This is a genomic window from Roseomonas haemaphysalidis (assembly GCF_017355405.1).
GTDB lineage: Bacteria > Pseudomonadota > Alphaproteobacteria > Acetobacterales > Acetobacteraceae > Pseudoroseomonas > Pseudoroseomonas haemaphysalidis.
This window is the reverse complement of the sequence record NZ_CP061179.1, coordinates 269,377-295,961: the sequence shown is the minus strand read 5'-3', so window position 1 is coordinate 295,961 and position 26,585 is coordinate 269,377. Positions and strand designations below refer to the sequence as shown.

Below are 26,585 nucleotides of genomic sequence, written 5' to 3'. Positions count from 1 at the left end.
GTCGTTACGCCTTGAACTGCTTGTTCCAGAAATCCAGGATCTCGCCATGGGCGCGCAGCAGGTAGTCGTAGTCCGGTGCGCGCAGCCGGGCCTGCTCGGCCTCCGACAGGCTGATCTGCTTGGCGATGTCAGGCGGAAGCGTGGCATCCGTCACGGTGGGCAGGTAGCCCATGCGGTCGGCGAAGGCGGTCTGCGCCTGGGGCTGCAGCATGGCGTCCAGGTAGGCGTAGGCCTGGTCCTTGTTGCGGCTGTTCTTCGGGATCGCCGCCTCGAAAACGATGGCGTAGGCGCCTTCCTTCGGCACCACGTGGCGCAGGGGGATGCCGGCCTTCTGCCACATGAAGCCGCGCGCCAGCCACATCGGCGTCATCCACACCTCCTCGCCCTTCAGCGCGGCGGCCAGTGCCTCGTTGGAGGGATAGACCTTGGCGTCCAGCGAGCGCAGCTCCATCAGCTTCGCCTGTCCGGGCTTGTAGTCGCTGAAGCCGCCGCCGCCGGCCGCCGCCGCGGCGAAGGTATTGGTGGAATACAGGATGTCCGACAGGCCGACGCGGCCGCGGTACTTCGGGTCCCACATGTCGGCGAAGGAGGTGGGCGGGGTGGTGACCTTGTCCGGATTGTACAGCAGCACCAGCGCCGAATAGATGTGCGGGATGGCATAGGGCTTGCGCAGCGCGGACACGATGGTGCCGGCGCGCTTCAGCTTGTCCATCTCCAGCGTGTCCAGCGTGTTCTGCGCCGCCATCATGTTCATGTCCGTGTCGGAAAGGCAGGACACGTCCATGGTGCCGCGCCGCGCCTGGCGCTCGGCCAGCATCTTGGTCTTGCGCGGGTCGGCGTTGGCCACGTCCTGCAGGATCTCGATGCCCTGCGGCTGCATCAGCGGCACGTCGATATGTTGCCGCAACAGCTCGCCGTAGTCACCGCCCCAGGTGCCCACCACGGCCTGCTTGCTTTGGGCGCGGGCCAGGCTGGGCAGGCCGGCGGAAGCGGCGGCGAAGGCGGCGCCGGCCAAAGCGGTGCGTCGGGTGACGATCATGCGTCAGGCTCCTTGTTGGCCGGCAACAGCCGGGCGGTGGCAGCATCCCAGGACAGGCTGACGCCGTCACCAGGGGAAAGGCGGCGCAGCGGGTCGGTCGCGCCGGGGGTCTGGCGGACCACCACCAGCGGCGTGCCGTCCAGCTCCGCATGGTATTCCGTTTGCGAGCCGAGATAGGTGATGGCGCGCAGCCGCGCCGGCCCCCCGGGCGCGATGGCGACGTGCTCGGGCCGCAGAGCGAGGACGGCATTCCCCGCCGGCGCCGCGCCGGCCGCGCAGGGCAACAGGGCACCGGAAGCCGCGCGAAACCGGCCGGGCCCTTCCAGCCGCCCGTCCAGCAGGTTGCAGCGGCCGACGAAGCCGGCCACGAAGGGGTCGGCCGGGCGCTCGTACAGGTCCTCGGCCGTGCCGACCTGCCGCACCCGGCCGCGCTCCATCACCACCAGCCGGTCGGCCATGGTCAGCGCCTCCTCCTGATCATGCGTCACGATCAGGGTGGTCAGGCCAAGCCGCTGTTGCAGCGCGCGAATTTCCATCCGCACCTCGCCGCGCAGCTTGGCGTCAAGGTTGGACAGCGGCTCGTCCAGCAGGAACACGGCGGGGTTCACCACCAGGGCGCGGGCCAAGGCCACGCGCTGCTGCTGGCCGCCGGAAAGCTGGCGGGGCAGCCGGTCCTCCAGCCCTTCCAGCCGCACCATGCGGAGCGCCTCGCGCGCGCGCTCGTCGCGCTCGGCGCGGCTGACGCGGCGCATCTCCAGCCCGAAGGCCACGTTCTGGCCCACCGTCATGTGCGGGAACAGCGCGTAGGACTGGAACACCATGCCCGTGTCGCGCGCATGCGGGGGCGTGCGGGTCACGTCCTTGCCGCCGATCACCACGCGCCCGCCGCTGGGCGGCACGAAGCCGGCCACCATGCGCAGCGTGGTGGTCTTGCCGCAGCCGGAAGGGCCGAGCAGCGCCACCATCTCGCCCTGCCGGACATCGAGGTCGACGCGCTCCACGGCGGTCGAGCCGCCGTAGCGCTTGCTCAGCGCATCGAGGAGAAGGCTGCCCATCAGGCGGTGGCTCCCGGCATCAGACGGTCCTGGCGATCGAGACGAAGCGGTCGGTCACCAGCATCAGCACGGCGACGATGAGGATCTGCACGGTGGCCACGGCGGCCAGCGTCGGGTCCACGCGGAACTCCAGGTAGTTCAGCATGGCCACCGGCAGGGTGGTGCGGCCAGGGCCGACCAGCAGCAGGCTCAGTTCCAGGTTTTCGAAGCTCTGGATGAAGGAGAACAGGCAGGCGGCGATGATGCCCGGGCGCATGGCCGGCAGCGTGACGCGGCGGAACACCGTGAGGGGGCGGGCGCCGAGGTTGGCGGCGGCTTCCTCGGCCGCCTGGTCCATGCCCTGCAGGCTGGCGGACACCAGCCGCACCGTCCAGGGGATGGTCAACAGCACGTGGGCGGCGACCAGCCCCTCCACCGTGCCGGTGATGTCGCGGTCCAGCCAGAACTCCGCGCGCAGGTAGAACATGTAGAGCGCCGTGCCCGCCACCACGCCGGGCACCGCCAGCGGCCCCAGCAGCAGCGTGTTCAGCGCGCCGGCGCCACGTGGCCGGCCGCGCACCAGCGCATAGGCGGCGGCGGTGCCCAGCGGCACGCCGATCAGCGTGGCGGCCAGCGCCACCTGCGCGCTGGTGACAAAGCCGCGGGCGAATTCCTGCCGCGCCCAGGCGTTGACGTACCAGTCCAGCGTGAAGCCCGAGGGCGGGAAGGACACGATCTCCTGCCGGAACACGCTGATGACCACCACCATCAGCACGGGCGCGAGGATCAGCGTGAAGGCGGCGGCCACCATGGCGCCGAAAGCCACGCGGCCGGGGGATGGCAGGAACACGGGTCGCTCCCTGTCGCTCTGCGGCGGTTCATTCGTCCGCTGGGTGATCCGGGCGCACCGGTGGGCCGCGAAGCCTAGGACGGACCCGCGCCAAGGTCGATAGCTCCGCAGCAGGGGTGATGGGGCAGGGCGGGACTGCGTCGTTTGATCGCCCTGATCGATGGAACTTTGGGGAACAATCAATTTCACAGCGGGCGGAACCGCACCTACATTCTCTTCCAGCATGCTGTGCGCCAGCCCGAGCGGGGCAGCGCGCACGGCGATGCAGCATCTCGATAGGGAGAAGACGCATCATGGATGGGACGACCGACAACAAGGCAGCCGGCCAATGCCCGGTCGCGCATGGCGGCGCGGCCACCCGTCCCAAGGGCGGCGGCGGCGGGCGCAGCAACCGTGACTGGTGGCCGGAGCATCTGAGCCTCACCAAGCTGAGCCAGCATTCTCCCCGCGCCAACCCGATGGGCGCCGATTTCGACTACGCCGAGGCTTTCAAGAAGCTCGACCTCGACGCCGTGATCGCCGACCTGCACGCGCTGATGACGGATTCCCAGGACTGGTGGCCGGCCGATTTCGGCCATTATGGCGGCCTCTTCATCCGCCTCGCCTGGCACAGCGCGGGCACTTACCGCACGACGGACGGGCGCGGCGGCGCCGGCGGCGGGCAGCAGCGCTTCGCGCCGCTGAATTCCTGGCCCGACAACGCCAACCTGGACAAGGCGCGCCGCCTGCTGTGGCCGATCAAGCAGAAGTACGGCGACAACCTGTCCTGGGCCGACCTCTACGTGCTGGTGGGCAACGTCGCGCTGGAGTCCATGGGCTTCAAGACCTTCGGCTTCGCCGGCGGCCGTGCCGACACCTGGGAGCCGGAGGAGTTGTTCTGGGGCCCCGAGGGCACCTGGCTGGGCGACGAGCGCTACAGCGGCGAGCGCGAGCTGCACGAGACGCTGGGCGCCGTGCAGATGGGCCTGATCTACGTCAACCCGGAAGGCCCCAACGGCAAGCCGGACGCGCTCGGCTCGGCGCGCGACATCCGCGCCACCTTCGCGCGCATGGCGATGAACGATGAGGAGACGGTGGCCCTGATCGCCGGCGGCCACACCTTCGGCAAGACGCATGGCGCGGGCGATCCGTCCTTCGTGGGCGCGGAGCCGGAAGGTGCGGTGATCGAGGACCAGGGCCTGGGCTGGCGCAGCAAACACGGCACCGGCCACGGCCGCGACGCCATCACCGGCGGCCCCGAGGTGACGTGGTCGCAGACCCCCACGCAGTGGAGCAACTACTACTTCGAGAACCTCTTCAAGTATGAGTGGGAGCTGACCAAGAGCCCCGCCGGTGCCTATCAGTGGGTCGCCAAGGACGCCGAGGAAAGCATCCCCGACGCCTTCGATCCGGACCGCAAGCACCGCCCGACGATGCTCACCTCCGACCTCGCGCTGCGGGCGGACCCGGCCTACGAGAAGATTTCCCGCCGCTTCTTCGAGAATCCGGACCAGTTCGCCGACGCCTTCGCCCGCGCCTGGTTCAAGCTGACGCATCGCGACATGGGGCCGATCCAGCGCTACATCGGCCCGCTGGTGCCGCAGGAGCCGCTGATCTGGCAGGACCGCATCCCGCCCGTCGACCACCCGGTGATCAGCGAAGGCGAGATCGAGGCGCTGAAGGCGCAGATCCTGGCCACCGGCCTGTCCGTGTCGCAGCTGGTGTCGGCGGCCTGGGCCTCGGCTTCCACCTTCCGCTTCTCGGACAAGCGGGGCGGGGCCAACGGCGCACGCGTCCGGCTGGCGCCGCAGAAGGACTGGCAGGTCAACGACCCGGCGGATCTGGCGACCGTTCTGCGGGCGCTGGAAGGCGTGCAGGCGGCCTTCAACGGCACGGCCCAGGGTGGCATGAAGGTGTCGCTGGCGGACCTGATCGTGCTCGGCGGCTGTGCCGCGGTCGAGAAGGCGGCGAGCGATGCCGGCACCCCGGTCAAGGTGCCCTTCACGCCCGGCCGCATGGACGCCTCGGAGGAGCAGACCGACGCGGCATCCTTCGCGCCGCTGCGCCCCAAGGCGGACGGCTTCCGCAACTACTATGAGAGCGGCTGGATCATGGCGCCGGAAGAGGCGCTGGTGGACAGGGCAGAGCTGCTGCGGCTGTCGGGCCCGGAACTGACGGTGCTGGTCGGCGGCCTGCGCGTGCTGGGGGCGAATGCCGGCGGCAGCAAGCACGGCGTGTTCACCACCCGCCCGGGCCAGTTGACCAACGACTTCTTCGTCAACCTGCTGGACATGCGTCTGGAATGGATGCCGACGGGGTCGGAGAACGCCTATGAGGGCCGCGACCGACGGTCCAAGGAGGTGAAGTGGACCGGCACCCGGGTGGACCTCATCTTCGGCTCGCACTCGCAGTTGCGTGCGCTGGCCGAGGTCTATGGCAGCTCCACCGCGCAGCAGAAGTTCGTCAGGGACTTCGTGCAGGCCTGGCACAAGGTCATGGACAACGATCGCTACGACCTGATGTAGGGCGCACAAAACCGGCGGCGGCACCCCGGCGGGTGCCGCCGCTGTCTTGTTGAAGCTTTTCTGACAATGCGCCGGCGCCCCTATGCCGCATGCCAGCGCGGACGTAGCCAGCCCGGAGCATCGGAGCGGCACCGTCCATGAGCGAAGCGCAAACCCGGCCCAAGCTTGCCGAAACCCATATCGACCCCGACGTATCGCTGCGGGAGGCGACGATCGGGCGGTGCTGCGAGATCCTGCGCGGCACGGCGGTCGAGTATGCGACCCTCGGCGACTATTCCTACCTTGGCCCCAACTGCACCGTGGCGGATGCCGAGATCGGCCGGTTCTGCGCCATCGCCGCCAGCGTGCGGATCGGCGCGCCCAACCACCCGATCGACCGTCCCTCGCTGCACCGCTTCACCTATTGCCCGGAATATTACGACGCCGACGCGCAGCGCGATCAGGCCTTCTTCCGTGACCGGCGGGATGACCGCGTGCGCATCGGCCATGACGTCTGGATCGGCCATGCCGTCACGGTGCTGCCAGGGGTTTCGGTGGGCGATGGCGCGGTGCTGGCGGCTGGTGCGGTGGTCACCCGGGACGTGCCACCCTTCACGGTGGTCGGCGGCGTGCCCGCGCGGCCGATCCGCGAGCGCTTCCCGCCCGCCATCGCGGCGCGGCTGCAGCGCATCGCCTGGTGGAACTGGCCCTTCGAGTTGATCATGCAGCGCCTGCCGGACTTCCAGTCCAATGACATCGAGGCTTTCTGCGACCGCTGGGACCCGGCGGGCTAAAGCATTTCGCGCACGCGCAGCAGCGTCTGGTCCAGGTGCAGCGCCAGCACGCGGGCGAGTTCCACGCCATCGCGTGCCCGCAGCGCGGCCATCATCTGCTCGTGCTCGGCCACCGCGCCGGCCCACTTCTCCGGCCCGGCATTGCCGATAAAGCGCAGGTGCTTCATGCGCGCCTGGATGGCCTCGTGCGCCCAGCACAGCGTGGCGTTGCCGCTGAGCGCGATGATGGCCGTGTGGATCGCCTGATTGAGCTTGAAATAGGCCAGGCGGTCGCGCGCGGCGTAGCGCTCCAGCATGGCTGCGTGCAGCGCCTCGACCCGCGCGATGCCGTCCTCCGTGGCGGTGTGGCAGCTGATGGGCGCCGCCAGGACTTCGAGCGCCTTCAGGACGCTCAGCGCATCTGCCGCGTCCTTCAGTGTCAGCCGCCGCACCACGGCGCCGCGCGCCGGCACCAGCTCCACAAGGCCCTCGCCCGCCAGCATCCGCACCGCCTCGCGCAGCGGGGTGCGGGACACGCCGAGCTGCAGGCACAGCGCCACCTCGTTCAGCCGTTCCCCCGGGGCGATGATGCCTTGGGTGATCTGGTCGCGCAGGCGGGCTGCCACCTCCTCCTGCAAGGGGCGGCGGATGATCGGGGCATCGGCGAGGGCGGCGGGGTTTGGCATGGGCAGGGCGTGATGGCGCCTCGGGGTCGGGGCCGCAAGGGAAGCGGAAGGGCTTGACCTCGCCGCGACAAGGCTTCTAACTCTTCATACTGTATGCAGAATAAGACGCGGTGTCGAGCATCGCGCGGAGGAACCGGACGCATGAGCGCCACCCCCTTGCCGCATCTGGCCCTGGCCATGGGCGATGCTGCCGGCATTTCCCCCGAGTTGACCGCCCGCGTGCTGGCCGACCCAGCCGTGCTGGCTGCGGCCCGCATCACCGTCTTCGGCGATGCCCGCGTGCTGCGGCGCGGCGCCGAGGTGGCAGGCGTGACACTGGACATCGACACCGTGCCGGACGGCGCCGCCGCGCAGCCGGCGCCCGGGCGGCCGTTGCTGGTGGACCTTGGCCATTGCGACCCGGACCAGGTGCCGCTGGGCGAGATCTCCCCGGCCGGCGGCGGCTTCGCGACGGAGAACTTCCGCCGCGCCCTGGCGCTGGCCGCCGGCGGCGGGGCGGATGCCGTGTGCTTCACGCCCTTCAACAAGGCGGCGATGCGCCTGGCGACGCCGGGCTACGAGGACGAGATCGGCTTCACGGCCGAGGCCATCGGCTTTCACGGCACGGCCAAGGAGTTCAACGTGCTGGAAGGGCTGTGGAACGCCCGCGTCACCTCGCATGTGCCGCTCAAGGACGTGGCGGGGCTGCTGACCCGGCAGTCGATCCTGGACAACCTGCGGCTGACAGACAGCGCGCTCCGCGCCTCCGGCGTGGCGCGGCCGCGCATCGCCGTCGCGGGGCTGAACCCGCATGCCGGCGACAGCGGCAACTTCGGGCGCGAGGAGATCGACATCATCCAGCCCGCCGTGGAAGCCGGCAAGGCGGAGCAGATCGGCTGCGACGGGCCTTTCCCGGCGGACACGGTGTTCGTGCGCGCCAGGCGCGGCGACTTTGATGCCGTGCTCACGATGTATCACGACCAGGGGCAGATCGCGATGAAACTGATCGGCTTCGAGGCAGGCGTGACGCTGATGGGCGGCTTTCCGTTCCCGATCTGCACGGCGGCGCACGGCACGGCCTACGACATCGCGGGGCAGGGCATCGCCCACCCCGGTGCCATGCGCAACGCCATGCTGCTGGCGGCGCGCATGGCCCAGCGGGAGCACGCCCCCGCCACCTGACCACGACGCGCCGCCGAGAACCCCGCAAAGGGGCCGGCGGCTTCAACCGGAGGAGGAAACCCATGAAGCTGTTCCTGAAGGCGGCGCTGTGCGGCGCGGCGGTCACCATGGCGGCACCGGCCATGGCGCAAAGCGGCTGGCAGCCGACGCGGCCGGTCGAGTTCGTCGTCACCTCCGGCGCCGGCGGAGGCACCGACCTGTTCGCGCGCACGGTGCAGGCGGCCATCGCCAAGCACGACCTGCTGCCTGTCTCGGTGGTCGTCACCAACAAGGGCGCGGGCTCGGGGGCGGAGGGCTTCGTCTACGGGCGCGGCGCGCAGGGCGACCCGCACAAGCTGATCTTCGCCACCAACAACGAATGGCTGCTGCCGCTGGTCGCCAAGGTGGCCTGGAAGCCGGAGGAGCTGACGCCCGTGGCCGGCATGGCCTTTGACGAGTTCATGCTGTGGGTGAAGCAGGACGCGCCTTATCGCACCGCCGCCGAGTTCGTCGCCGCCGCGCGGGAAAAGCCGGGCGCCGTGCGCATGGGCGGCAGCCAGACGCGCGACACCGACCAGACTCTGACGGCGCTGATCCAGCGCGCGGCGGGCGTGCGCTTCACCTACGTGCCGTTCCGTGGCGGCGGGGAGGCCGGCGTGCAGCTCGCGGGCGGGCATATCGACGGCAACACCAACAACCCGTCTGAAAGCATCGGCGGCTGGCGCGGCAGCCAGGTGCGTCCGCTGTGCGTGTTCCGCTCGCAGCCACTGCCGGCGGGCGCCAAGGTCACGGAAACGCAGGCGTGGTCCGATGTGCCGACCTGTGTCAGCCAGGGGCTCGCGATCGAGGAGTTCCGCATGCCGCGCAGCACCTTCCTGCCGCCTGGCGTTCCCGCCGCCGCGCAGGCCTACTGGACCGAGGTGATGCGCAAGGTCTCGGAAACACCCGAGTGGCAGGACTACGTTACCCGCACAAGCCAGAGCAGCAGCTTCATGGCGCCCGACGCGCTGCGCGCCCTGATGCAGAAGGAAACGGCGGCGGCGCGCGAGGTCTATGCCGCCGAAGGCTGGCTGGTGAACTGACCGCGACGGGGAGGGGAAAGCCGCGATGCTGAACCGGCACCAGCTGGAGCTGATCTTCGCCGCCATCGTGTTCGTGATCGGTGCCATCGGCCTTTACGGCTCGCTGGACCTGACGGTGGGCTGGGCGGAGGACGGGCCGCAGGCCGGCTACTTCCCTTTCCGTGTCGGGCTGATCCTGATGGTCGCCTCGCTGCTCGTGGCCATGCAGGCCTGGCGGGGGCGGGCGGCACTGCGGCAGGTGCCGGTGGCCGATGGCCCAGGCGCCCGCCGCGTGCTGGGCTTCGCGCTGCCCGTGGTGGCGCTGGTCGCCGTTTCCCAATGGCTCGGGCTTTACGTCGGCATGGCGCTCTACCTGCTGGGCGTCATCCGCTTTCAGGGGCGGCGGCCGTGGCATGTCGCGCTCGGCGTCGCGCTCGGCGTCACGGTCGCCACCTTCCTGGTGTTCGAGAAGTGGTTCCTGGTGCCGCTGCTGAAGGGTCCGCTTGAAGTCATGTTGGGGCTCGGCTGATGCTCGCCAACATCGACTCCCTGATGCACGGCTTCTCGGTCGCGCTCACCTTCCACCACATCCTGCTGATGGTCGCCGGCGTGCTGCTGGGCATCCTGGTCGGCGTGCTGCCGGGGCTGGGGGCGCCCAACGGCGTCACGCTGCTCTTGCCGCTGACTTTCTCGATGGACCCGGTCTCGGCCATCATCCTGCTGACCAGCCTCTACTGGGGCGCGCTGTTCGGCGGCTCGACCACGTCCATCCTGTTCAACATCCCGGGCGAGCCGTCTTCCGTCGCCACCACCTTTGACGGCTACCCGCTGGCGCGCCAGGGGCGGGCGACCGAGGCGCTGACCTATGCCTTCCTGTCCGCCGGTTTTGGCGCCCTCGTGGGCATCATTGTCATCACGCTGCTGGCCAGCGCCGTCGCCTCCTTCGCGCTGCGCTTCGGGCCGCCGGAATACTTCGCGGTCTATTTCCTGGCCTTCGCCTCTTTCATCGCCTTCGGCGGCGGCTCGCCGCTCAAGACCATCGTCTCGCTCGGCCTCGGCTTCGGCTTCGGCATGATGGGGATGGACACGGTGTCCGGCGCGCTGCGCCTGACCTTCGACATCCCGGACCTGATCCGCGGCATCTCCTTCCTCGTCGTCGTCATCGGGCTGTTCGGCCTGGGTGAGCTGCTGCTGACCATCGAGGAAGGGCCCGAGTTCAAGGGTGCCCAGAGCAAGCTGGACCCGCGTGAGATCCTGCGCACGATCGGCAAGATGCCGCGCTACTGGCTGGCGATGCTGCGCGGCAGCGCGGTGGGCGTCTGGATGGGCATTACGCCCGGCGGGCCGACGGCGGCCTCCTTCATGTCCTATGGCATCGCGCGGCGCGTGTCGCGCAACCGCGCCAACTTCGGCAAGGGCGAGCCGGAGGGCGTGATCGCGCCCGAGACCGCCGACCATTCCGCCGGCACCGCCGCCATGCTGCCGATGCTCTCGCTCGGCATACCGGGCTCGGCCACCTCGGCCGTGATGCTCGGGGGGCTGATGATCTGGGGGCTGAATCCGGGGCCGATGCTGTTTATCGAGCAGCGCGACTTCGTCTGGGGCATGATCGCGTCGATGTATCTCGGCAACGTCATCGGCGTGGTGCTGGCGCTGGCCACGGTGCCGCTGTTCGCGGCCATGCTGTCGGTGTCGTTTTCCATCATCGGGCCGGTCATCGTCACGGTCTGCCTGGTCGGCGCCTATACGGTGGCCGGCGCGGGGTTCGACCTGTGGCTGGCGCTGATCTTCGGTGCCATGGGCTATGTCATGAAGAAGCTGGACTACCCGTTGGCGCCGCTGGTGCTCGCCATGGTGATCGGCGACAAGGCGGAGGACGCCTTCCGCCAGTCCATGCTGCTGTCCAACGGCTCGCTCGGCGTGCTGTGGTCCAACCCGCTGGTCGGCACGCTGTCCACGCTGGCGATCGCCATCCTGCTGTGGCCGCTCGTCAGCCTGATGCTGGCGCGCCGCGGCACGCCTGCCCACGAAGGATCCAAGCCGTGACCGACGAGACCCCCGACCAGAAGGGCACGCTGCGCTCGCGCGCCTGGTTCGCGCGGCAGGACAAGATGGGGTTCTACTACCGCTCCTGGCTGCGCAACCGCGGGCTGCCGAACGACCAGTTCGATGGCCGCCCGGTCATCGGCATCTGCAACACCTGGTCGGAGCTGACGCCCTGCAACGGGCACTTCCGTACCATCGCCGAGCATGTCCGCTACGGCATCCTGGAAGCCGGCGGCTACCCGCTGGAATTCCCGGTGCTCAGCCTGGGCGAAACGCAGATGCGCCCCAGCGCCATGCTGTACCGCAACCTGGCGTCGATGGACGTGGAGGAAGCGCTGCGCGCCAACCCGCTGGACGGCGTGGTGCTGCTGATGGGCTGCGACAAGACCACGCCGGCGCTGCTGATGGGCGCGGCCAGCGTGGACCTGCCGACCATCGGCGTTTCCGGCGGGCCGATGCTGAACGGGCATTACCGGGGGCAGAAGATCGGCTCCGGCACCAACACCATCTCCATGAGCGAGCAGCTGCGCGCCGGCGAGATCAGTCTGCGTGATTTCCACGAGGCGGAGGGCGCGATGTCGCGCTCCGCCGGCTCCTGCATGACCATGGGGACGGCCTCCACCATGGCCTCGGTGGTGGAGGCGATCGGTGTCGGCCTGCCGCACAACGCCGCCATCCCGGCGGTGGACGCGCGGCGCAACGAGCTGGCGCGGCTGGCTGGGCGGCGCATCGTGGCCATGGTGCGGGAAGACCAGCGCCTGTCCTCCATCATGACGCGGCAGGCCTTCGAGAACGCCATCCGCACCCTGGCCGCGATCGGCGGCTCCACCAACGCGGTGGTGCACCTGCTGGCCATCGCCGGGCGGCTCGGCGTGCCGCTGACGCTGGACGATTTCGACCGGCTGGCCAGCGAGGTGAACTGCCTGGTCAACCTGAAGCCCTCCGGCGAGCACCTGATGGAGGACTTCTTCTATGCCGGCGGCCTGCCCGTGGTGCTGCGCGAGCTGCTGGAGCGCGGCCTGCTGCACGGCGATGCCCGCACCGCCAATGGCCGCACCCTGGCCGAGAACGTGGCCGATGCCGAGTGCTGGAACCGCGACGTCATCCATACCTACGACGCGCCGTTCAAGCCGCAGGCCGGCATGGCCATCCTGCGCGGCAACCTGTGCCCGGACGGCGCGGTGATCAAGCCCTCCGCCGCCTCGCCGCACCTGCTGCAGCACACCGGCCGGGCCGTGGTCTTCGAAAGCATCGAAGATCTGCACGCCCGCATCAACGACGAGGCGCTGGAGATCGATGCCACCAGCATCATGGTGCTGAAGTACTGCGGGCCGAAGGGCTATCCCGGCATGGCGGAGGTGGGCAACATGCCATTGCCGCCCAAGCTGCTGCGGGAAGGCGTGCGGGACATGATCCGCATCTCGGACGCCCGCATGTCCGGCACCGCCTACGGCACCGTGGTGCTGCATGTGGCGCCGGAGGCGATGGCCGGCGGCAACCTGGCGCTGGTCGAGAACGGCGACACCATCACCTTGGATGTCGCCGCCCGCTCGCTGCACCTGCATGTGGACGACGCCACGCTGGCCGCCCGCCGGGCCGCCTGGGTGAAGCCGCCCACGCCGCTGGCCGAGCGCGGCTACACCCGCATGTATGTCGACCACGTGCTGCAGGCGGACAAGGGCGTGGACCTCGACTTCCTGGTGGGCGGCAGCGGCGCGCCCGTGGCGCGGGACAATCATTGAGGCCCAGCCCATGAACTTCGATATCCTGTTCCGCGACCTCGGCGACCGGCGCTTTCGCGTGGGGGTGACGGGGGCGGGGGGCGAGTTCAGCCGCTCGCTGCTGTCGCAGATCGGCGCCGTGCCGAACCTGCGGGTCGCCGCGCTGTGCGACCTCGACCCGCAGCGGGTGCTGCGGCTGCTGGACGAGCTTGGCATCCCCGGCGGCGTGCTGTGCCATGACGCGGCCGGGGTCGCCGCGCTGGGCGAGGGCATCGCCGTGGTGGCGGACGCCGCGCTGCTGGCGCAAACCCCGCTCGACATCCTGGTGGAAGCCACCGGCCAGCCGGAAGCCGGCGGGCGCATCGCCGCCGAGGCGATCGGGCGCGGCGTGCACGTGGCCATGGTGAGCAAGGAGGTGGATTCCGTGGTCGGCCCGCAGCTCAACCAGCTCGCGCTGCGCCGGGGCGTCGTCTACACCACGGCGGAGGGCGACCAGCCCGCCAACCTGATCGGCCTCGTCACCTGGGCACGGCTGCTGGGGTTCGAGGTGGTGGCCGCCGGCAAGTCCAGCGAATACGATTTCGTGTTCGACCACGACAGCGGCGACCTCACCTGGACGGACCGCACCTGCCACGCCCCCGGCCTCGCCGGCGCGTGGCGGCTGGGGGATGACGTGGCCGCCACCCTGGCACGCCGCTCCGCCCTGCTGGCGGACCTGCCGCAAAGCGCCACGCCGGACTATTGCGAGATGAACGTCGTGGCCAACTCCACGGGCCTGCTGCCGTCCCGCGACGCGCTGAGCTACCCGGTATGCCGCATCACCGAGCTGGCGGACATCTTCGTGCCACGCGAGCACGGCGGCATCCTGGACCGCACCGGCGTGGTGGATGTGTTCAACTGCCTGCGCCGCACCGACGAGGTGAGCTTCGGCGGCGGTGTCTTCGTGATCGTGAAGTGTGGCGACAGCAAGGTGTGGGAGATGCTGCGCGGCAAGGGTCACGTGGTCAGCCGCGACGGCCGCCACGCCTGCATCTTTCTGCCGTATCACTTCATGGGCCTGGAAACGCCGCTGTCGCTGCTGTCCGCCGTGGCGCATGGCCGAGCCTCCGGCAGCGACCGGCAGCGCGCCCATGCGGTGATGGTGGCACGCGCCGACCGCGACTTTCGTGCCGGCGAGGTGCTGCACATGGGTGGCCACCACCACGTGATGACCGACACCACCGCCTTGCTGCTGCCGGCGGCGGAAGCCACGGGGCTGGCACCCTTCTACCTGGCCGCCAACAAGCCGCTGAGCGCCCCTGTGCGGGCGGGCGAGCTGATCCCGGAAAGCGCGGTGGAGCTGGACGGCTCCTTTCTGCACAACCTGCGCCGGACCGTGGCGGTGCCGGAACAGGCGTCCTAGCGCCGGCGGCGGCGGCCCGCGGGGGGCTTCTTGCCCCGCGCCTTGACCGGCATGGGCGCCGCTGGCGCAGGCAAGGGCGCGGGAATGCCCGCCGCCCCGGCATAGCGCTGCAGCGTGGCCCCGGCCGCGAGATGCGGGTAGGCCGGGGCCCCCGCCGGCCACAGCTTGGCGAAGGCCGCCACCTCCGCATGGTCCTGCCCACGGATGGTCTGCACCAGGAACGATGCCGCCTGCGCCGGCTTCAGCCGCCGGTCCCGCAGGAGGTGCAGGTGCCATTCGCGGGCGCGCAGCGGGCACCAGTCCACCAGCGCCTCCCGCAGTGCCGCGCGCACCTCGGGCGGCAGGGCCTCGAAGGCCCGGTAGGGGTCGCCCTTGAGGCTGCTGCGGGGCTTGGCGGCCATGCTGTTGTCCATGGCGGCCTTGTAGCCAGACGTGGCGCGGAGGGAAACGGCGTCAGGGATGCATCGCGGCGCCCTTGGTGGCCTTGTCCACATCCTTCTTCGGGCCGCGCAGCGCCAGGCCCACGAAGTCCGGCGCATCGGCCGGCTCGGCCGCGAAGGCCGCGCGGTTGGCGGCATCGTGCCCGGTGGAGAACATGGCACGCACGTAGACGGCGCGTGTCAGGCCCCGCTCGTTGGCCTGGCGAAAGGCGCGCTGCAGCACCTCGGGCGTCGCGGCCAGGATCAGCATGGGCTGGCCCAGAAGGGCGGCGTGGCGGCGGCCGGCGGCGTCCTCGTAGGGCTCGCCCATGGCTTCCGGCGCGGCGCCGGCGATGCCGGTGGCCAGGAATGCCGCGACATTAAGCTTCTGCCACACGGCCAGATCCTGCAGCACCAGGATCGCCACCTTGGTGTCGAACGTCATGCCGGCTGCTCCTCCCCCCGGGTTGAGGGGGCATCTCAGCCGCCTTGCGCCGCTCTGTCTGGAACATCCGTGCACAGCGCGCGGTAGGCCGCCGGGGTGATGCCGTAAGCGCGGCGGAAGCGGCGCCCGAGATGGCTCTGGTCCGCGAAGCCGCAGGCGGCGGCCGCCGCCGCCGGCCGTTCCCCGCGCGCCAGCAGCCGCCGCGCCCTGAGCAGGCGGATCTGCACCAGGTAGGCGTGCGGCGAGGTGCCGAAGGCGGCGCGAAACGCGCGGGACAGGTGGAAGCGGTCCGCCGCACCCGCCGCCCGGGCCAGGGCATCCGCGCCGGGGTCTTCCGCCAGCAGGGCATGCAGGCAATCCCGCGCGCGCTCCGCCACGCGGCTGTCGCGCCGCGCCGCCGCCGCGCGGGAGGCCAAGCCCAGATGCGGCCGCAACAGGTGCAGCACGGCGTCCATGGCGGCATCGCGCCGCAGCCGCTCGTTCGGCTGGAACAGCGCCAGGCTGGCGGCGCGGATGGCGGCGCCGAGCGCCGGATCGTCATGGAGGCAGGCGGCGAAGCCCGGTGCGCCACGCGCGGCGTGGTCCAGGCCGTGCCGCAACCACGCCTGGGGAAGATACAGCATGCGGTAGCTGAAGCCGCCCGGCGCGCCGGCCTGCCCGTCATGCGCCTCGCCCGGCTCGATCAAGATCACCCGGCCGGCGGTGCTGCGTTGCCGCACGCCGCGGCACAGAAAATCCTGCACCCCATGGTCGGTGACGCCGACCAGCCATTCGTCATGGCGGTGCAGGTCATAGGCATGCGCGGCGAAGCGGGCGCCGACCGCCTCCACGCCCGTCGCGTCGTCGCGCACGATCCGGACGTGGTCGGGGGTAGCGGGGGCATCGGCGGTCATCGCCCGAGATCATAGGCCGGGCGGGGCCGCCCGATCGAGGCCCGGAGCGCGGGCGGCAGCGCTATCAGCGGAGGGCGATGCCGAGGTCGTCCAGGATGGTGGCCAGCTCATCGCGGCAATCCAGCAGGGGTTCCGACGCCACGGCCTGCAGCTTCGGCACGGCCCGGTCGTAGACGGCGATGCAGCGGTCCTCGTTCAGCCGCGACGGATAGAAGATGCCGTCGGGTTGCTCGGCATGGGCATGAAAGGCGGCCGACCAAGCCTGCGCCAGCCGCTGGTCCCTGGCCCCGACCACGTCCGACGGCACGCCCATCCGCAGGCCGCCGTCACCGGTGAGGTCGACCAGGCGCAGCGCCACAGTGGGGCGGATGCGCGCCAGCGACCGCGCGGCGATCTCCGCCATGGCGACAATGCAGCTCTCGCCCCTGCCGTCGGCCCGGTCGCGCAGAATGGTTTCCACAAAGGCGACCTTGGCGGTGGCACCCAGATACACCAGGCCGAAGGCTGTGCCCGTGGGGTCGCTGAACCGGCTCCGGCCATGGCCCCACCCCAGCGGGTCCGGAAAGCGGGTTTCGAACATCCGGCGCCAGACCGCACCGGCCGGAATGGTTTTCAGCACAAGGGCGCGCCCGGCCAGCGCCGGGCCCGGCAAAATCGGCGGCAGCATGCTAGGCGAAGGCGCCGCCGGCCTGGTTGCGGGCCACCTGCAGAACCGCGTCGAGGCGCCCGGCCTTCAGGGCGTTCAGCGCCGTCATGCCGCCGAGCTCCGCATGGGCGGTACGAAGAAAGCGGAACACGGCCCAGGGCTGGCCGCCCAGCAGGGCGAACACATCCGGCAGGCCGGGCAGCGGCAGGCCGGCATCCGTCACCTGCCACGCGGGATACCGCACGCCGCGGGTGGTGCCTTCCAGGCCCAGCAGCTCGTGCCGCCGCCGCTTGGCGTTGACCGTCTCGTGCGATGCCCCGATCAGCGCTCCGAAGTCGCGGGCCGTCAGCATGTCGGGGCCCCGCAGGATCTCGGCCGCCTTGACCGCGCCGCGCGCCCTGGCCCGCGCCAGGGCGGCATCCAGCCGGTCCCCATCCGGGGGGGGCGCGGCGGCGTCGCCGACCGCCTCGGCCACGCCATCCGGGGTGATCTTGTAAGTGATGGTGATGGTTTGGCCGGTCCGCCGCGCCTTGGCCGCGACATCGGCGAAGCCCGAGATCACCGTCCCGATGCTTTGCCCCATGCTGCCGATATGGCGGTACAGCGCCCGGGGCACCCGGATCTCCGCCACGTCGTCGCCGGCCTTGAGGGCAAGCGGCCGGCCGCCGGTCCGCTTGGCGGGCACGCGCCGGGTAAGCGCCTGGGGTTGGGTCGCGGCGTCCTTCATGGATGATAAACTCGGCATTCCTGTCAGGTTTGTCAAGTTCGTCAAGCTGGTCAACCGGCTGTGGCATCCCGCGCCCATGCCTTTTCCCCACATGACCCGGCCCCACATCCTTTCGCATGGGCCACCGCCTTTCCAAGACCGCTTCCCACAGCAACAGCCCTGGCCAGCCGGAGCCACTATCGGACGCTGCAGCCGCCGTGCCGATGGCCGGGCGGGAAGCCTTGCTGGGCGCGCCACATATGCGCAGCCTGGAAGCCTATCGTGCCGCGCTGCTGCCGCGCTGGCCCCGGATGCCGCATTTCGATCCGCTGGACGGCGGCGCCGGCGCCCGCATGCTGGTGTTGCTGGAAAGCCCGGCACCGGGCGCAGACGAACTTCGCTTTGTGTCGCGCGACAATGCCACGGGCACCGGGCGAAACCTGCGGCGCTTTCTGGCCGCCGCCGGCATCGCACGCGAGCACACGGTGCTGTGGAACGCCGTGCCCGGCATCCTGCATGCCCCCGGGGCCCGCAACCGCGCACCCCGCGCCGCGGAGGTGGCGGCCGGCCTGCGGGAACTGCCGGCCTTGCTCGACCACCTGCCACGGCTGCGGCTGGTGCTGCTCGCCGGGCGGGTCGCGGCGCGGGCGGCGCCGCTGCTGTCCAGCACCCGCCCGGCGCTGGCCATGCTGACCATGCCGCATCCCAGCCCGGTCTACGTCAACACCAACCCGACCATCGCCGCCGGCATGCTGGAGGTGCTGCGGCGCGCCCAAACGCTGCTGGCAGCCGACGGGGCAGGGGAGTGATGCCCTTCGGCGGCTCGCTGCCCCCCCCTTTCGGAGCGCGTAAGCGCCACGGATCAAGGACGGCCGGGTGCTAGGCACTTCCGGCGAGGTCCGGGGATGCCGGGCACAGGCGGTGTCCATCGGGGTCGGTCGTGGCCTGCTCCTGCCCATGCAGCAGCACGGCGGTGGCCGCCGCACTGCTCGCCGCGGCGGCGGCGGGCACCGGCACCGGCCGGCGGTAGCACAACAGTTCCAGGTGCGGCGGGCCGCCGGTGCCGGGCCGCAAGGCGGTCACTTCCACCACCGCCTCGTCCAGCCCGTCCAGCCGTGCCTGTTCCGGGCCATGGTTCAGCTGCGTGGCGTCGGCCACAAAGCCCAGGGTGTTGTAGAAGGCGACGCTGCGGGCGGTATCGGCGATGCTGATGGCCGAATGGTCGATGCCCGCGAACAGGGCCGTTGCACCCCGCCAGGCCGGGGGCACGGCGTCCGGCGGGAATTGCAGCAGCTCCAGCGGATGCCCGTCCGGGTCGCGGAACTTGAAGGCCGTGGCGCCGCCGGATGAAAGGGGCAGCCGCTCCGGCCCATGGCGGGAGATCGCGGTCCAGCCAGGAACGGTAACCAGGTGGCGCATCGCCGACGCCATGTCCGGCACCACGATGGCGCAATGCTGAAAGCCCGCCTCGAAGCCCGCGAAGTCGCGGCGCGCCGTGCCCGCCGCCGGGCGGAGCAGCAGCCGCTGGCTGCCCAGCCGCAACGCCGGCCCTTCCGTGAGTCCGCAGCCGAAGGCGCGGGCATAGAACGCCGCCGTGGCCTGCGGGTCCGGGCAACGCAGCAGAACGGCGGCGATGCTCACGGCCACGTGGCGCCCCGCCGGTTCAGGAACACCGCGTACAGCGCATGCGAGGCGCCGATGAACAGCCGGTTGCGTTGCGGCCCGCCGCCGAAGCACAGGTTGGACACCCGCGCCGGCAGCAGGATGCGCCCCAGCAGCGTGCCATCGGGGGCGATGCAATGCACGCCGTCGGCGGCGCTGGACCAAATGTTCCCGTCCTCGTCCACCGCCATGCCATCCGTGTAGCCGGGGTCGACCTTGTGGAAATCCCGGAGCGGGCCGCACACCGCGCCATTGGCCGACAAAGGCAGCACCCGCAGCACCTGCACCGGGTCAAGCCGCGTCTGGTCACCCGTTTCGGCGACGTAAAGCAGCCGCTCGTCGGGCGAGAAGGCGAGGCCGTTCGGGCCATCAAAGGCGTCCGACACCCTGACCAGCGGGCCACCTTCCGCCGGCAGGCGGTACACGGCCGGGCGCAGCTCGCTGGGCTGCCGCAGGCCCTCGTAGTCGTTCGCGATGCCATAGACCGGGTCGGTGAACCAGATGCTGCCGTCGGAGCGCACCACCACGTCGTTGGGCGAATTCAGCCGATGACCCTCGAAGCGGTCGGCCAGGGTGGTCAGGCTGCCGTCATGCTCCACCCGCTGCACCGCGCGTGCCAGGTTGCTGCACAGCACGATCCGGCCCTGCCGGTCGCGTGCCTGGCCGTTGGCCTTGCCGGAGGGCTGGCGCCACACCGAAAGGCCGGTGGCCTCGCTCCACAGCATGGTGCGGTCACGCGGCAGGTCCTGGAACAGGAGGGCGTTCCAGTCGCCCATCCACACCAGCCCCTCCACCCAGCGGAACCCTTCGGCCAGCTTTTCCACCGGCGCGTTGTCCAGCACCAGCTTCCGGAAGCGCGGGTCGTGCGGCAGGAAGCCGGGCTCGGCCATGGCGGCTAGCCGAAGCGGCAGGGGGTGGTGGCATCCCGGCGGCTGTCGAACTGCACCACCATCAGGACCGCCGGCGCGTCGCCCACCGTGCCGGACAGGTGGCCCTTGCGGCCATCCCGTTCCCGGCAACCCTGGTCCTCGCCGAAGGAAATCTCGCCCGGGCCCATTTCCACGCGGCTGCCATCCATCGCTTCCACGAACCAGCGGCCGGACAGCGGGATGATCCATTGCGGGGATGGGTTCTCATGCCACGCGCCCTGCCACCCCACCGGCTGCACCGTCACCATCACGGTCATGCCGTCATGGTGCTTGCGGCCCTGCCATTGCGGTGCCGCCGGGGGCTGCATGGACTTCAGCTCGAACTCCGTCATGTGGCAACGCCGATGCCGGCTGACGCCGTCCGCGTCGGTGTAGAGGTGCCAGTAGGGCACGGTGGGGCTGGGATCGCTCATGGCAGGGTCCGGTGCTGGTAGGGATGGGTGGAGGACAGCGGGTCGGCCAGCAGCCCTCGCAGCCCCACGCCGCCGCTGAGCGCCAGGGCCACCAGAGCGCCCGCCAGGGCGATGTTCTTGAGGAAGTCCCAGAACACGTCCCGCCCCTGGCTGGGCCCGCGCAGGCGGAAATCCGGCGCCGCCCAGAAGCGCTTGAACAGCAGCGCGGTGACGGCGCAGTAGCCGGCCAGCACCACCGCACCGAGCCGGTCGGCCACGCCGGTCAGCAGCGACAGAGAGCACAGCACTTCCGTCGCCAGGCCGAGCAGCACCATCGCCCCCGCCAGGGCGGGCATGGCCACCGCCTGCTTGGCCTGCGTCACGGCGCCACGGAAGTTCAGCAGCTTGTCCAGTGCGCTGAACGGCAGAAACAGCAGCACCAGGGCGCAGCGCGACAAAAGGACGGCGAGGTCATCGAGGCTCATGGGACGGGCGCTGCCGGTACGGTTCGCTTTCACAATGCCGCGCCGCGGTGCCGGGTTCCGCACGTGACAAACACTTCAGAATGGAACGCCGGGGCGGTCACGGGCATTCTTGCAGCGATGAAACCGGGGGCGCGGCCATGATCCAGGAACGCTACGACGTGGTGATCGTCGGCTCTGGCCCGGGCGGCGGCACCATGGCCTGGAAGCTGGCGCAAAGCGGCAAGCGCATCCTGCTGATCGAGCGTGGCGACTACCTGAAGCGCGAGCGGGAAAACTGGGACACCCGCGCGGTGTTCGCCGAGGGCCGCTATCAGGCGCCCGAAACCTGGGCCTCCTCCTCCGGCGACCACTTCCATCCGGGGCTGCACTACTTCGTGGGTGGCAATTCCAAGGTCTATGGCGCCGCGCTGTTCCGGCTGCGGCAGGAGGATTTTGGCGCGGTGCGCCACCCGAATGGCGTATCCCCGGAATGGCCGGTCAAGTACGACACCTTCGAGCCGTATTACCAAGCGGCCGAGGAACTGTTCCAAGTGCGTGGCCAGCGCGGCGAGGACCCCACGGAGCCGCCCGCCCCGCGCGGCTACGCCCACCCCCCCATCCGCCACGAGCCGCGCATCCAGCAACTGGCGGACGACCTGGCCGGCGAGGGGCTGCACCCGTTCCACCTGCCGATCGGCGGGCTGATGGAGCAGGACGAAACGGGCGCGGCCACGCCGCATTCCCCCCTGCTGCGCTGCGACCCGTTCGATGGCTACCCCAGCCTGACCAACGGCAAGGCCGACGCGCAGATCATCTGCGTCGACCCTGCCCTGAAGCAACATCCGAACCTGACGCTGCTGCGCAAAGCCTATGTGGAACGCCTGCTGACCGACCCGGCCGGGCGGACCGTGACGGGGGTGGAAACCGTGGTGGACGGGCAGCGGCACGTGATCCAGGGCGACCTGGTGGTGGTGGCCTGCGGCGCGCTGTCCTCGGCCCTGCTGTTTCTGCGCTCGGCCACCGATGCGCATCCGGACGGGCTGGCCAACCGCTCGGGGCAGGTGGGGCGCAACTACATGCGGCACAACAACGCGACCGTGCTGGCCATCTCCCGCGCCCCCAATCCGACTGAATTCCAGAAGACGCTGGGGCTGAACGACTTCTACCACGCGCATGACCGCAGCCCCGCCAACCCGCATGACTTTCCGCTCGGCCATATCCAGATGGTCGGCAAGTCGGACGGCACGCAGATCGAGGCGGAGGGGCTGCCAAGCTTCCTGCAATGGCTGCCGGAAAAGCCCTTCGGCTGGATCGCGGAACATTCGATCGACTTCTGGCTGACGTCGGAAGACCTGCCGCGCCAGGAAAACCGTATCTTCTACCGCGACGGGCAGGTGCATCTGGACCTGACGCCCACCAATATGCAGGCGCATCACCTGCTGCGCGAAACCCTGCGGCAGATCTGCGACAAGACCGACATCCACCCCCACCTGTTCAACCGCACCCTGTACCTGGGCAAGAACACGCCGATCGGTGGCACTGCCCACCAGTCCGGCACCCTGGTCTTCGGCGAGGACCCGGCGGCATCCGTGCTGGACCTGGATTGCAAGGCCCACGGCATCGACAACCTTTACGTGACGGATGCCAGCTTCTTTCCGTCCATCGGCGCCGTGAACCCGACGCTGACCATCATCGCCAACGCCTTGCGGGTGGCCGACGTCATCGCCGGCCGCTGGGCATGACGGGGCGCTCCGCCCGCGCCGGGCGGTGTTGCGGCGCGCTGGCCACGGCGCTGCTGCTGGGCGGCTGTGATGTGCTGGACCGGGGCTTCCTGTCGCCCGCGGGCCCGATCGCCTCGGCCATCCGCGACGAATTCGTCCTGGTCTGCCTGATCATGCTGTTCGTGGTGGTGCCGGTGCTGCTGCTGGTGCCGCTGATCGCCTGGCACTACCGCCTGTCCAACACCCACAACGCCTACCGGCCGCAATGGGGGTTCAGCTGGCCGCTGGAAGGCTTCATCTGGATCCCGCCGGTGCTGATCGTGATCGTGCTGTCGGTGTTCCTGTGGCGCAGCACGCACCGGCTGGACCCCTACAAGCCACTGCCGGGCGAGGCCATCACGGTGCAGGCCATCGCGGCGGACTGGAAATGGATCTTCATCTATCCCGAGCAGGGAGTGGCCAGCGTGAACCGGCTGGTCATCCCGGCCGGCCAGCCCGTCCACCTCGACCTGACCAGCGCCACGGTGATGCAGTCGCTGATGATGCCCCGGCTGGCGGGTCAGATCTACGCCATGGCCGGCATGCGCACGCAGCTCAACTTCGCGGCCGACATGCCCGGCAGCTTCCGCGGTGAGAACACGCAGTTCAACGGCGCGGGCTTCCAGCAGCAGAAGTTCGAGGTCGCGTCGCTGGACCGCGAGGGCTTCGCGCGCTGGCTGGCCGAGGCACGGGCGCAGCCTGGGCGGCTGGACGCGGCGGCATACCAGGGCTTGTCGCGACGTTCCGTGCTGCCGCGCCCGCTGCTGTTCGGGGCGGTGGAACCTGGATTGTTTGACCGCGTCCTGTCGCTGGAGCAGCCCAGCGGCCACGCGCTGGACCTGCAGCGCCTGCCGCCCCGCCCCTTGCCGATGGACACCCACCAGGACATGCCCCAACACCATGACTGACACCGACATCTGGCAGATCCTGTTCGGCAAGCTGAGCTGGGGGGCGCTGCCCTTTGTCCGTGCCTGGCAGGACCCGAGCCTGAGCGAGATCATCGGCGCCGGCGCCGGGGCCGCCGTGATCCTCGGCGCCGCCGGGGCTATCGTGGTGATCACCTGGCTGCGGGCCTGGCGGTACCTGTGGACCGAATGGTTCACCAGCCTGGACCACAAGAAGATCGGCATCATGTACGTCGCCCTGGCCGGGGTGATGCTGCTGCGGGCGCTGATCGAGGCGGTGCTGATGCGCGTGCATCAGTCCATGGCGGTCAATGCACCGGGCATCGTGCAGCCAGAGCATTTCGCGCAGCTGTTCAGCACGCACGGCTCCATCATGATCTTCTTCATGGCAATGCCGTTCCTCACCGGCCTGATCAACTACGTGATGCCATTGCAGATCGGCTCGCGCGACATGGCCTTTCCTTACCTCAACTCGGTGGGCTTCTGGCTCACGGCGGGGGGGGCGGGGCTGATGATGGTGTCCCTGGTGGTGGGTGCGTTCTCCACCGGCGGCTGGAGCGGCTATCCGCCTTATACCGAGCTGGCCTACAGCGGCGGGCCGGGGCCGGACTACTGGATCTGGGCGGTGACGCTGTCCTCGCTGGGCTCCATGACGGTGGGCATCAACGTCGCCTGCACCATCTATAAGTTCCGCGCGCCGGGCCTGCACTTCCTGCGGATGCCGATGTTCTGCTGGACCTCGCTCTGCACCGCCATCCTGATGATCTTCGCCATGCCGCCGCTGACGGTCGCCACCCTGCTGCTCGCCGCCGACCGATACATGGGCATGCACTTCTTCACCGACGATCTCGGTGGCAACATGATGAACTACGTCAACCTGTTCTGGCTGTTCGGCCACCCGGAGGTCTACATCCTGATCCTGCCGGCCTTTGGCGTATATTCCGAGGTCATCTCCGCCTTCTCCTCCAAGGAACTCTACGGCTACAAGTCGCTGGTGCTGGCGACCATGGCCATCGCGGTGCTGTCCTTCACCGTGTGGCTGCACCACTTCTTCACCATGGGGCAGAGCGCCAGCGTCAACGCCGCTTTCGGCATCGCCACCATGACCATCGGCGTGCCCACGGGCGTCAAGATCTATGACTGGATCTGGACCATGTTCCGTGGCGAGGTCCGCTTCACGCCGCCCATGGTGCTGTCGATCGCCTTCATGATGACCTTTGTGATCGGTGGCTTCACCGGCATCATCCTGGCCACGCCGCCGCTGGATTTCATGGTGCACAACACGGTGTTCCTGGTGGCGCATTTCCACAACATGCTGATCCCCGGCCTGCTGTACGGCATGCTCGCCGGCTACATGTTCTGGTTTCCCAAGGCCTTCGGCTTCCGCCTGGACGAGCGTTGGGGCTGGATCAGCGCCGGCTGCTGGATCGGCGGCTTCTACCTGGCCTTCTTCCCGCTCTACGTGCTGGGCGCGGCCGGCATGGCGCGGCGCACGCAGCAGGTGTTCGACCCCGCCTTCCGCCCCTGGCTGTTCGCCGCCCTACTGGGCGCGCTGCTGCTGCTCGCCGGCCTGATGTCGCTGTTCGTGCAGCTGGTCGTTTCGATCCGCCGCCGCCATGCCTATGCCGTGCCGGTGGGCGACCCCTGGGACGCGCGCGGCCTGGAATGGTCGGTATCCGCACCGCCGCCGGAATGGAACTTCGCCACCATCCCGCAGGTCGGCAACCTCGACCCCTTCTACTGGCGCAAGCGCAACCACGGGGCCTACCGCCCGGCCGACCATTACCACGACATCGAGATGCCGAAGCCCAGCGCCTGCGGCGTGTTGATCGGCATCGCCGCGGCCACCTGCTGCTTCGGGCTGGTGTGGCGCATCTGGTGGATGGCCGCGCTGTTCGGGGCCGCCGTGCTGGCCGTCGTCATCTTGCGCTCCTTCATGCGCGACGTGACGCGCATCATTCCAGCCGCGGAGGTCGAGGCGGTGGACCGGCGCTGGCTGGCCCGCGCCGCGGCCGCCCACCCGGTGCCGCGCCAGCTCGAAACAACGACGCAGAACCGGGGGCTCGCCAAATGGATGTCCTAGGGGCGGAACGCCGCCATGTCGGCCTGAACCTCGCCAACGACCCGCGCGACACCAGCCAGCACGCGGAAAGCGACGTCTTCGGGTTCTGGATCTTCCTGATGAGCGACGCGGTGGTCTTCGCGCTGCTGTTCGCCATCTACGGCACGATGCTGGGTGCCACCGCGGGCGGGCCCGGTGCCGCGGACGTGGCCAAGATCGGTCCGGCCTTCGCGGAAACGCTGATCCTGCTCACCTCCTCCTTCACCTTCGGCATGGCGTCCATCGCGCTGAAGCGCGACCACCGATCCCGCCGGCTGGTGCTGTGGCTGCTGGCAACGCTTGCCCTCGGACTGGCCTTCATGGCGATGGAGGTGAATGACTTCGTGGGCATGGCGGCGGATGGCGCGACGGCCGGCCGCAGCGGGTTTCTGTCGGCGTTCCATGTTCTGGTGGGCATGCACGGCCTGCACGTCGCCGCCGGCATCGTCTGGTTGCTGGTGATGCTGGCTCAGCTCGCTCTGCTGGGAAAGGACGAGAAGGTGAAGGTCAACCTGGTGCGGCTGTCACTGTTCTGGCACTTCCTCGACATCGTCTGGATCGCGATCTTTTCCGTCGTCTACCTGCAGGCGCTGATCCCGCCGGGGGGCACGCCATGACGTCGCCGCGCCTGGAGCGGACGGAGACGCTGCTCTACGTCACCGGCTATCTGCTGGCCCTGATGCTGACCTGCGCGGCCTTTGCCCTGGTCTGGTTGCAGTGGATGTCAGGCCGGGCCGCTTTTTTCACGGTGCTTGGCCTCGGTCTGGTGCAGATGCTGGTGCATTTCCGATGCTTCCTGCACATCGACCTGAAGCGGAACGCCCGCCCCGACCTGCTGCTCCTGCTGTTTTCCTCGCTGATCATTCTGCTGATGGTCGGCGGCACGCTGGTGGTGCTGTTCAACCTGCACCACCGGATGATGTAGCCTTCGCCCTGCCGGCTGCGGCTCGCCGCATCAGGTGTTTCTGGATAGGCTCAGGCTGTGCGCAACGCGGTCACGGCCCGCGCGCCTCCCGGTGGCCTTCTGG

At 69.8% G+C, this 26,585-nt stretch carries 27 protein-coding genes; 14 read left to right on the top strand and 13 right to left on the bottom strand.

Annotation, left to right across the window (positions count from 1 at the left end):
* Nucleotides 1-4 precede the first annotated feature (4 nt).
* The 3 genes from IAI59_RS21025 to IAI59_RS21015 are packed head-to-tail and all read right to left on the bottom strand — an operon-like array spanning nucleotide 5 to nucleotide 2,884.
* A complete protein-coding gene (locus IAI59_RS21025) occupies nucleotides 5-1,039 on the bottom strand; it encodes an extracellular solute-binding protein (protein WP_207415319.1) in 1,035 nt (344 codons plus the stop codon).
* Entirely contained in the window at nucleotides 1,036-2,094 is a 1,059-nt protein-coding gene (locus IAI59_RS21020; protein ID WP_207415320.1) for an ABC transporter ATP-binding protein, read from the bottom strand. Before IAI59_RS21020 ends, IAI59_RS21025 begins: the two co-directional genes overlap by 4 nt.
* Nucleotides 2,095-2,113: 19 nt before the next feature.
* The gene (locus IAI59_RS21015; protein WP_207444003.1) at nucleotides 2,114-2,884 is read right to left on the bottom strand and encodes an ABC transporter permease; all 771 of its coding nucleotides are present in this window, start codon (nucleotides 2,882-2,884) and stop codon (nucleotides 2,114-2,116) included.
* Between the two features lie 332 nt (nucleotides 2,885-3,216).
* Between IAI59_RS21015 and katG the strand changes: the two genes are divergently transcribed.
* Together katG and IAI59_RS21005 are read left to right on the top strand one after the other, a co-directional pair.
* Nucleotides 3,217-5,427: a catalase/peroxidase HPI gene (katG, locus tag IAI59_RS21010; RefSeq protein WP_207415322.1), complete on the top strand. Its 2,211-nt coding sequence runs from the start codon at nucleotides 3,217-3,219 to the stop codon at nucleotides 5,425-5,427.
* A gap of 137 nt (nucleotides 5,428-5,564) precedes the next feature.
* Nucleotides 5,565-6,200, top strand: coding sequence for a DapH/DapD/GlmU-related protein (locus tag IAI59_RS21005; protein ID WP_207415323.1), 636 nt, complete (start codon nucleotides 5,565-5,567; stop codon nucleotides 6,198-6,200).
* On the opposite strand, the gene IAI59_RS21000 is transcribed toward IAI59_RS21005, so the two are convergent.
* Nucleotides 6,197-6,865, bottom strand: a complete 669-nt coding sequence (locus tag IAI59_RS21000; RefSeq protein ID WP_207415324.1) for a GntR family transcriptional regulator — start codon at nucleotides 6,863-6,865, stop codon at nucleotides 6,197-6,199. The genes IAI59_RS21005 and IAI59_RS21000 overlap by 4 nt on opposite strands.
* A gap of 141 nt (nucleotides 6,866-7,006) precedes the next feature.
* Here IAI59_RS21000 and IAI59_RS20995 point away from each other — a divergent pair, with 141 nt between their 5' ends.
* The 6 genes from IAI59_RS20995 to IAI59_RS20970 all read left to right on the top strand — a co-directional run bounded on the left by IAI59_RS20995 (nucleotide 7,007) and on the right by IAI59_RS20970 (nucleotide 14,235).
* Nucleotides 7,007-8,026, top strand: a complete 1,020-nt coding sequence (locus tag IAI59_RS20995; RefSeq protein ID WP_207443948.1) for a 4-hydroxythreonine-4-phosphate dehydrogenase PdxA — start codon at nucleotides 7,007-7,009, stop codon at nucleotides 8,024-8,026.
* Between the two features lie 62 nt (nucleotides 8,027-8,088).
* Nucleotides 8,089-9,087, top strand: coding sequence for a Bug family tripartite tricarboxylate transporter substrate binding protein (locus IAI59_RS20990; protein ID WP_207415325.1), 999 nt, complete (start codon nucleotides 8,089-8,091; stop codon nucleotides 9,085-9,087).
* Between the two features lie 25 nt (nucleotides 9,088-9,112).
* On the top strand, nucleotides 9,113-9,595 hold the full coding sequence (locus IAI59_RS20985) for a tripartite tricarboxylate transporter TctB family protein (RefSeq protein ID WP_207415326.1): 483 nt from the start codon (nucleotides 9,113-9,115) through the stop codon (nucleotides 9,593-9,595).
* A complete protein-coding gene (locus IAI59_RS20980; protein WP_207415327.1) occupies nucleotides 9,595-11,112 on the top strand; it encodes a tripartite tricarboxylate transporter permease in 1,518 nt (505 codons plus the stop codon). Before IAI59_RS20985 ends, IAI59_RS20980 begins: the two co-directional genes overlap by 1 nt.
* Complete coding sequence (locus IAI59_RS20975; RefSeq protein ID WP_207415328.1) at nucleotides 11,109-12,854, top strand: IlvD/Edd family dehydratase; 1,746 nt, start codon at nucleotides 11,109-11,111, stop codon at nucleotides 12,852-12,854. Before IAI59_RS20980 ends, IAI59_RS20975 begins: the two co-directional genes overlap by 4 nt.
* Nucleotides 12,855-12,864: 10 nt before the next feature.
* Nucleotides 12,865-14,235, top strand: coding sequence for an NAD(P)H-dependent oxidoreductase (locus IAI59_RS20970; RefSeq protein WP_207415329.1), 1,371 nt, complete (start codon nucleotides 12,865-12,867; stop codon nucleotides 14,233-14,235).
* On the opposite strand, the gene IAI59_RS20965 is transcribed toward IAI59_RS20970, so the two are convergent.
* The 5 genes from IAI59_RS20965 to IAI59_RS20945 all read right to left on the bottom strand — a co-directional run bounded on the left by IAI59_RS20965 (nucleotide 14,232) and on the right by IAI59_RS20945 (nucleotide 17,323).
* Nucleotides 14,232-14,636 (bottom strand): DUF6525 family protein, encoded by a 405-nt coding sequence (locus IAI59_RS20965; protein WP_207415330.1) that lies wholly within the window; start codon nucleotides 14,634-14,636, stop codon nucleotides 14,232-14,234. The genes IAI59_RS20970 and IAI59_RS20965 overlap by 4 nt on opposite strands.
* 52 nt (nucleotides 14,637-14,688) lie before the next feature.
* Nucleotides 14,689-15,099: a DUF2000 domain-containing protein gene (locus IAI59_RS20960; RefSeq protein ID WP_207415331.1), complete on the bottom strand. Its 411-nt coding sequence runs from the start codon at nucleotides 15,097-15,099 to the stop codon at nucleotides 14,689-14,691.
* A 35-nt stretch (nucleotides 15,100-15,134) separates the two neighbouring features.
* Nucleotides 15,135-15,992, bottom strand: a complete 858-nt coding sequence (locus IAI59_RS20955) for an AraC family transcriptional regulator (protein WP_207415332.1) — start codon at nucleotides 15,990-15,992, stop codon at nucleotides 15,135-15,137.
* 64 nt (nucleotides 15,993-16,056) lie between these two features.
* Nucleotides 16,057-16,659, bottom strand: coding sequence for an RES family NAD+ phosphorylase (locus tag IAI59_RS20950; RefSeq protein WP_207443945.1), 603 nt, complete (start codon nucleotides 16,657-16,659; stop codon nucleotides 16,057-16,059).
* A 1-nt stretch (nucleotide 16,660) separates the two neighbouring features.
* Nucleotides 16,661-17,323, bottom strand: coding sequence for a hypothetical protein (locus tag IAI59_RS20945; protein WP_207415333.1), 663 nt, complete (start codon nucleotides 17,321-17,323; stop codon nucleotides 16,661-16,663).
* 158 nt (nucleotides 17,324-17,481) lie between these two features.
* Between IAI59_RS20945 and IAI59_RS20940 the strand changes: the two genes are divergently transcribed.
* Nucleotides 17,482-18,153, top strand: coding sequence for a uracil-DNA glycosylase (locus IAI59_RS20940; RefSeq protein WP_207415334.1), 672 nt, complete (start codon nucleotides 17,482-17,484; stop codon nucleotides 18,151-18,153).
* 70 nt (nucleotides 18,154-18,223) lie between these two features.
* Here the strand turns inward: IAI59_RS20940 and IAI59_RS20935 are convergent, their stop codons facing one another.
* The 4 genes from IAI59_RS20935 to IAI59_RS20920 are packed head-to-tail and all read right to left on the bottom strand — an operon-like array spanning nucleotide 18,224 to nucleotide 20,812.
* Entirely contained in the window at nucleotides 18,224-18,985 is a 762-nt protein-coding gene (locus tag IAI59_RS20935; protein ID WP_207415335.1) for a VOC family protein, read from the bottom strand.
* A complete protein-coding gene (locus IAI59_RS20930; protein WP_207415336.1) occupies nucleotides 18,982-19,896 on the bottom strand; it encodes an SMP-30/gluconolactonase/LRE family protein in 915 nt (304 codons plus the stop codon). The genes IAI59_RS20935 and IAI59_RS20930 overlap by 4 nt, the downstream gene beginning before the upstream one ends.
* Before the next feature lie 5 nt (nucleotides 19,897-19,901).
* Nucleotides 19,902-20,348, bottom strand: a complete 447-nt coding sequence (locus tag IAI59_RS20925; RefSeq protein WP_207415337.1) for a cupin domain-containing protein — start codon at nucleotides 20,346-20,348, stop codon at nucleotides 19,902-19,904.
* Nucleotides 20,345-20,812, bottom strand: coding sequence for a DoxX family protein (locus tag IAI59_RS20920; RefSeq protein WP_207415338.1), 468 nt, complete (start codon nucleotides 20,810-20,812; stop codon nucleotides 20,345-20,347). The genes IAI59_RS20925 and IAI59_RS20920 overlap by 4 nt, the downstream gene beginning before the upstream one ends.
* 137 nt (nucleotides 20,813-20,949) lie before the next feature.
* On the opposite strand from IAI59_RS20920, the gene IAI59_RS20915 reads away from it, so the two are divergent.
* Genes IAI59_RS20915 through IAI59_RS20895 form a run of 5 tightly spaced genes read left to right on the top strand, consistent with a single transcriptional unit; the run spans nucleotide 20,950 to nucleotide 26,482 of the window.
* Nucleotides 20,950-22,533, top strand: coding sequence for a GMC oxidoreductase (locus IAI59_RS20915; protein WP_207443943.1), 1,584 nt, complete (start codon nucleotides 20,950-20,952; stop codon nucleotides 22,531-22,533).
* A complete protein-coding gene (locus IAI59_RS20910; RefSeq protein WP_207415339.1) occupies nucleotides 22,530-23,459 on the top strand; it encodes a cytochrome ubiquinol oxidase subunit II in 930 nt (309 codons plus the stop codon). The genes IAI59_RS20915 and IAI59_RS20910 overlap by 4 nt, the downstream gene beginning before the upstream one ends.
* Complete coding sequence (locus IAI59_RS20905; RefSeq protein ID WP_207415340.1) at nucleotides 23,452-25,539, top strand: cbb3-type cytochrome c oxidase subunit I; 2,088 nt, start codon at nucleotides 23,452-23,454, stop codon at nucleotides 25,537-25,539. Before IAI59_RS20910 ends, IAI59_RS20905 begins: the two co-directional genes overlap by 8 nt.
* The gene (locus IAI59_RS20900) at nucleotides 25,527-26,174 is read left to right on the top strand and encodes a cytochrome c oxidase subunit 3 (RefSeq protein ID WP_207415341.1); all 648 of its coding nucleotides are present in this window, start codon (nucleotides 25,527-25,529) and stop codon (nucleotides 26,172-26,174) included. Before IAI59_RS20905 ends, IAI59_RS20900 begins: the two co-directional genes overlap by 13 nt.
* The gene (locus IAI59_RS20895; protein WP_207415342.1) at nucleotides 26,171-26,482 is read left to right on the top strand and encodes a cytochrome o ubiquinol oxidase subunit IV; all 312 of its coding nucleotides are present in this window, start codon (nucleotides 26,171-26,173) and stop codon (nucleotides 26,480-26,482) included. The genes IAI59_RS20900 and IAI59_RS20895 overlap by 4 nt, the downstream gene beginning before the upstream one ends.
* Nucleotides 26,483-26,585: the final 103 nt, after the last annotated feature.

Bases quoted from the DNA above. Each gene is read 5' to 3' on its own strand.
- IAI59_RS21025 (WP_207415319.1), bottom strand. From the start codon at position 1,039: ATGATCGTCACCCGACGCACCGCTTTGGCCGGCGCCGCCTTCGCCGCC.
- IAI59_RS21020 (WP_207415320.1), bottom strand. From the start codon at position 2,094: ATGGGCAGCCTTCTCCTCGATGCGCTGAGCAAGCGCTACGGCGGCTCG.
- IAI59_RS21015 (WP_207444003.1), bottom strand. From the start codon at position 2,884: ATGGTGGCCGCCGCCTTCACGCTGATCCTCGCGCCCGTGCTGATGGTG.
- katG (WP_207415322.1), top strand. From the start codon at position 3,217: ATGGATGGGACGACCGACAACAAGGCAGCCGGCCAATGCCCGGTCGCG.
- IAI59_RS21005 (WP_207415323.1), top strand. From the start codon at position 5,565: ATGAGCGAAGCGCAAACCCGGCCCAAGCTTGCCGAAACCCATATCGAC.
- IAI59_RS21000 (WP_207415324.1), bottom strand. From the start codon at position 6,865: ATGCCAAACCCCGCCGCCCTCGCCGATGCCCCGATCATCCGCCGCCCC.
- IAI59_RS20995 (WP_207443948.1), top strand. From the start codon at position 7,007: ATGAGCGCCACCCCCTTGCCGCATCTGGCCCTGGCCATGGGCGATGCT.
- IAI59_RS20990 (WP_207415325.1), top strand. From the start codon at position 8,089: ATGAAGCTGTTCCTGAAGGCGGCGCTGTGCGGCGCGGCGGTCACCATG.
- IAI59_RS20985 (WP_207415326.1), top strand. From the start codon at position 9,113: ATGCTGAACCGGCACCAGCTGGAGCTGATCTTCGCCGCCATCGTGTTC.
- IAI59_RS20980 (WP_207415327.1), top strand. From the start codon at position 9,595: ATGCTCGCCAACATCGACTCCCTGATGCACGGCTTCTCGGTCGCGCTC.
- IAI59_RS20970 (WP_207415329.1), top strand. From the start codon at position 12,865: ATGAACTTCGATATCCTGTTCCGCGACCTCGGCGACCGGCGCTTTCGC.
- IAI59_RS20965 (WP_207415330.1), bottom strand. From the start codon at position 14,636: ATGGCCGCCAAGCCCCGCAGCAGCCTCAAGGGCGACCCCTACCGGGCC.
- IAI59_RS20960 (WP_207415331.1), bottom strand. From the start codon at position 15,099: ATGACGTTCGACACCAAGGTGGCGATCCTGGTGCTGCAGGATCTGGCC.
- IAI59_RS20955 (WP_207415332.1), bottom strand. From the start codon at position 15,992: ATGACCGCCGATGCCCCCGCTACCCCCGACCACGTCCGGATCGTGCGC.
- IAI59_RS20950 (WP_207443945.1), bottom strand. From the start codon at position 16,659: ATGCTGCCGCCGATTTTGCCGGGCCCGGCGCTGGCCGGGCGCGCCCTT.
- IAI59_RS20940 (WP_207415334.1), top strand. From the start codon at position 17,482: ATGGGCCACCGCCTTTCCAAGACCGCTTCCCACAGCAACAGCCCTGGC.
- IAI59_RS20930 (WP_207415336.1), bottom strand. From the start codon at position 19,896: ATGGCCGAGCCCGGCTTCCTGCCGCACGACCCGCGCTTCCGGAAGCTG.
- IAI59_RS20925 (WP_207415337.1), bottom strand. From the start codon at position 20,348: ATGAGCGATCCCAGCCCCACCGTGCCCTACTGGCACCTCTACACCGAC.
- IAI59_RS20920 (WP_207415338.1), bottom strand. From the start codon at position 20,812: ATGAGCCTCGATGACCTCGCCGTCCTTTTGTCGCGCTGCGCCCTGGTG.
- IAI59_RS20915 (WP_207443943.1), top strand. From the start codon at position 20,950: ATGATCCAGGAACGCTACGACGTGGTGATCGTCGGCTCTGGCCCGGGC.
- IAI59_RS20910 (WP_207415339.1), top strand. From the start codon at position 22,530: ATGACGGGGCGCTCCGCCCGCGCCGGGCGGTGTTGCGGCGCGCTGGCC.
- IAI59_RS20905 (WP_207415340.1), top strand. From the start codon at position 23,452: ATGACTGACACCGACATCTGGCAGATCCTGTTCGGCAAGCTGAGCTGG.
- IAI59_RS20900 (WP_207415341.1), top strand. From the start codon at position 25,527: ATGGATGTCCTAGGGGCGGAACGCCGCCATGTCGGCCTGAACCTCGCC.
- IAI59_RS20895 (WP_207415342.1), top strand. From the start codon at position 26,171: ATGACGTCGCCGCGCCTGGAGCGGACGGAGACGCTGCTCTACGTCACC.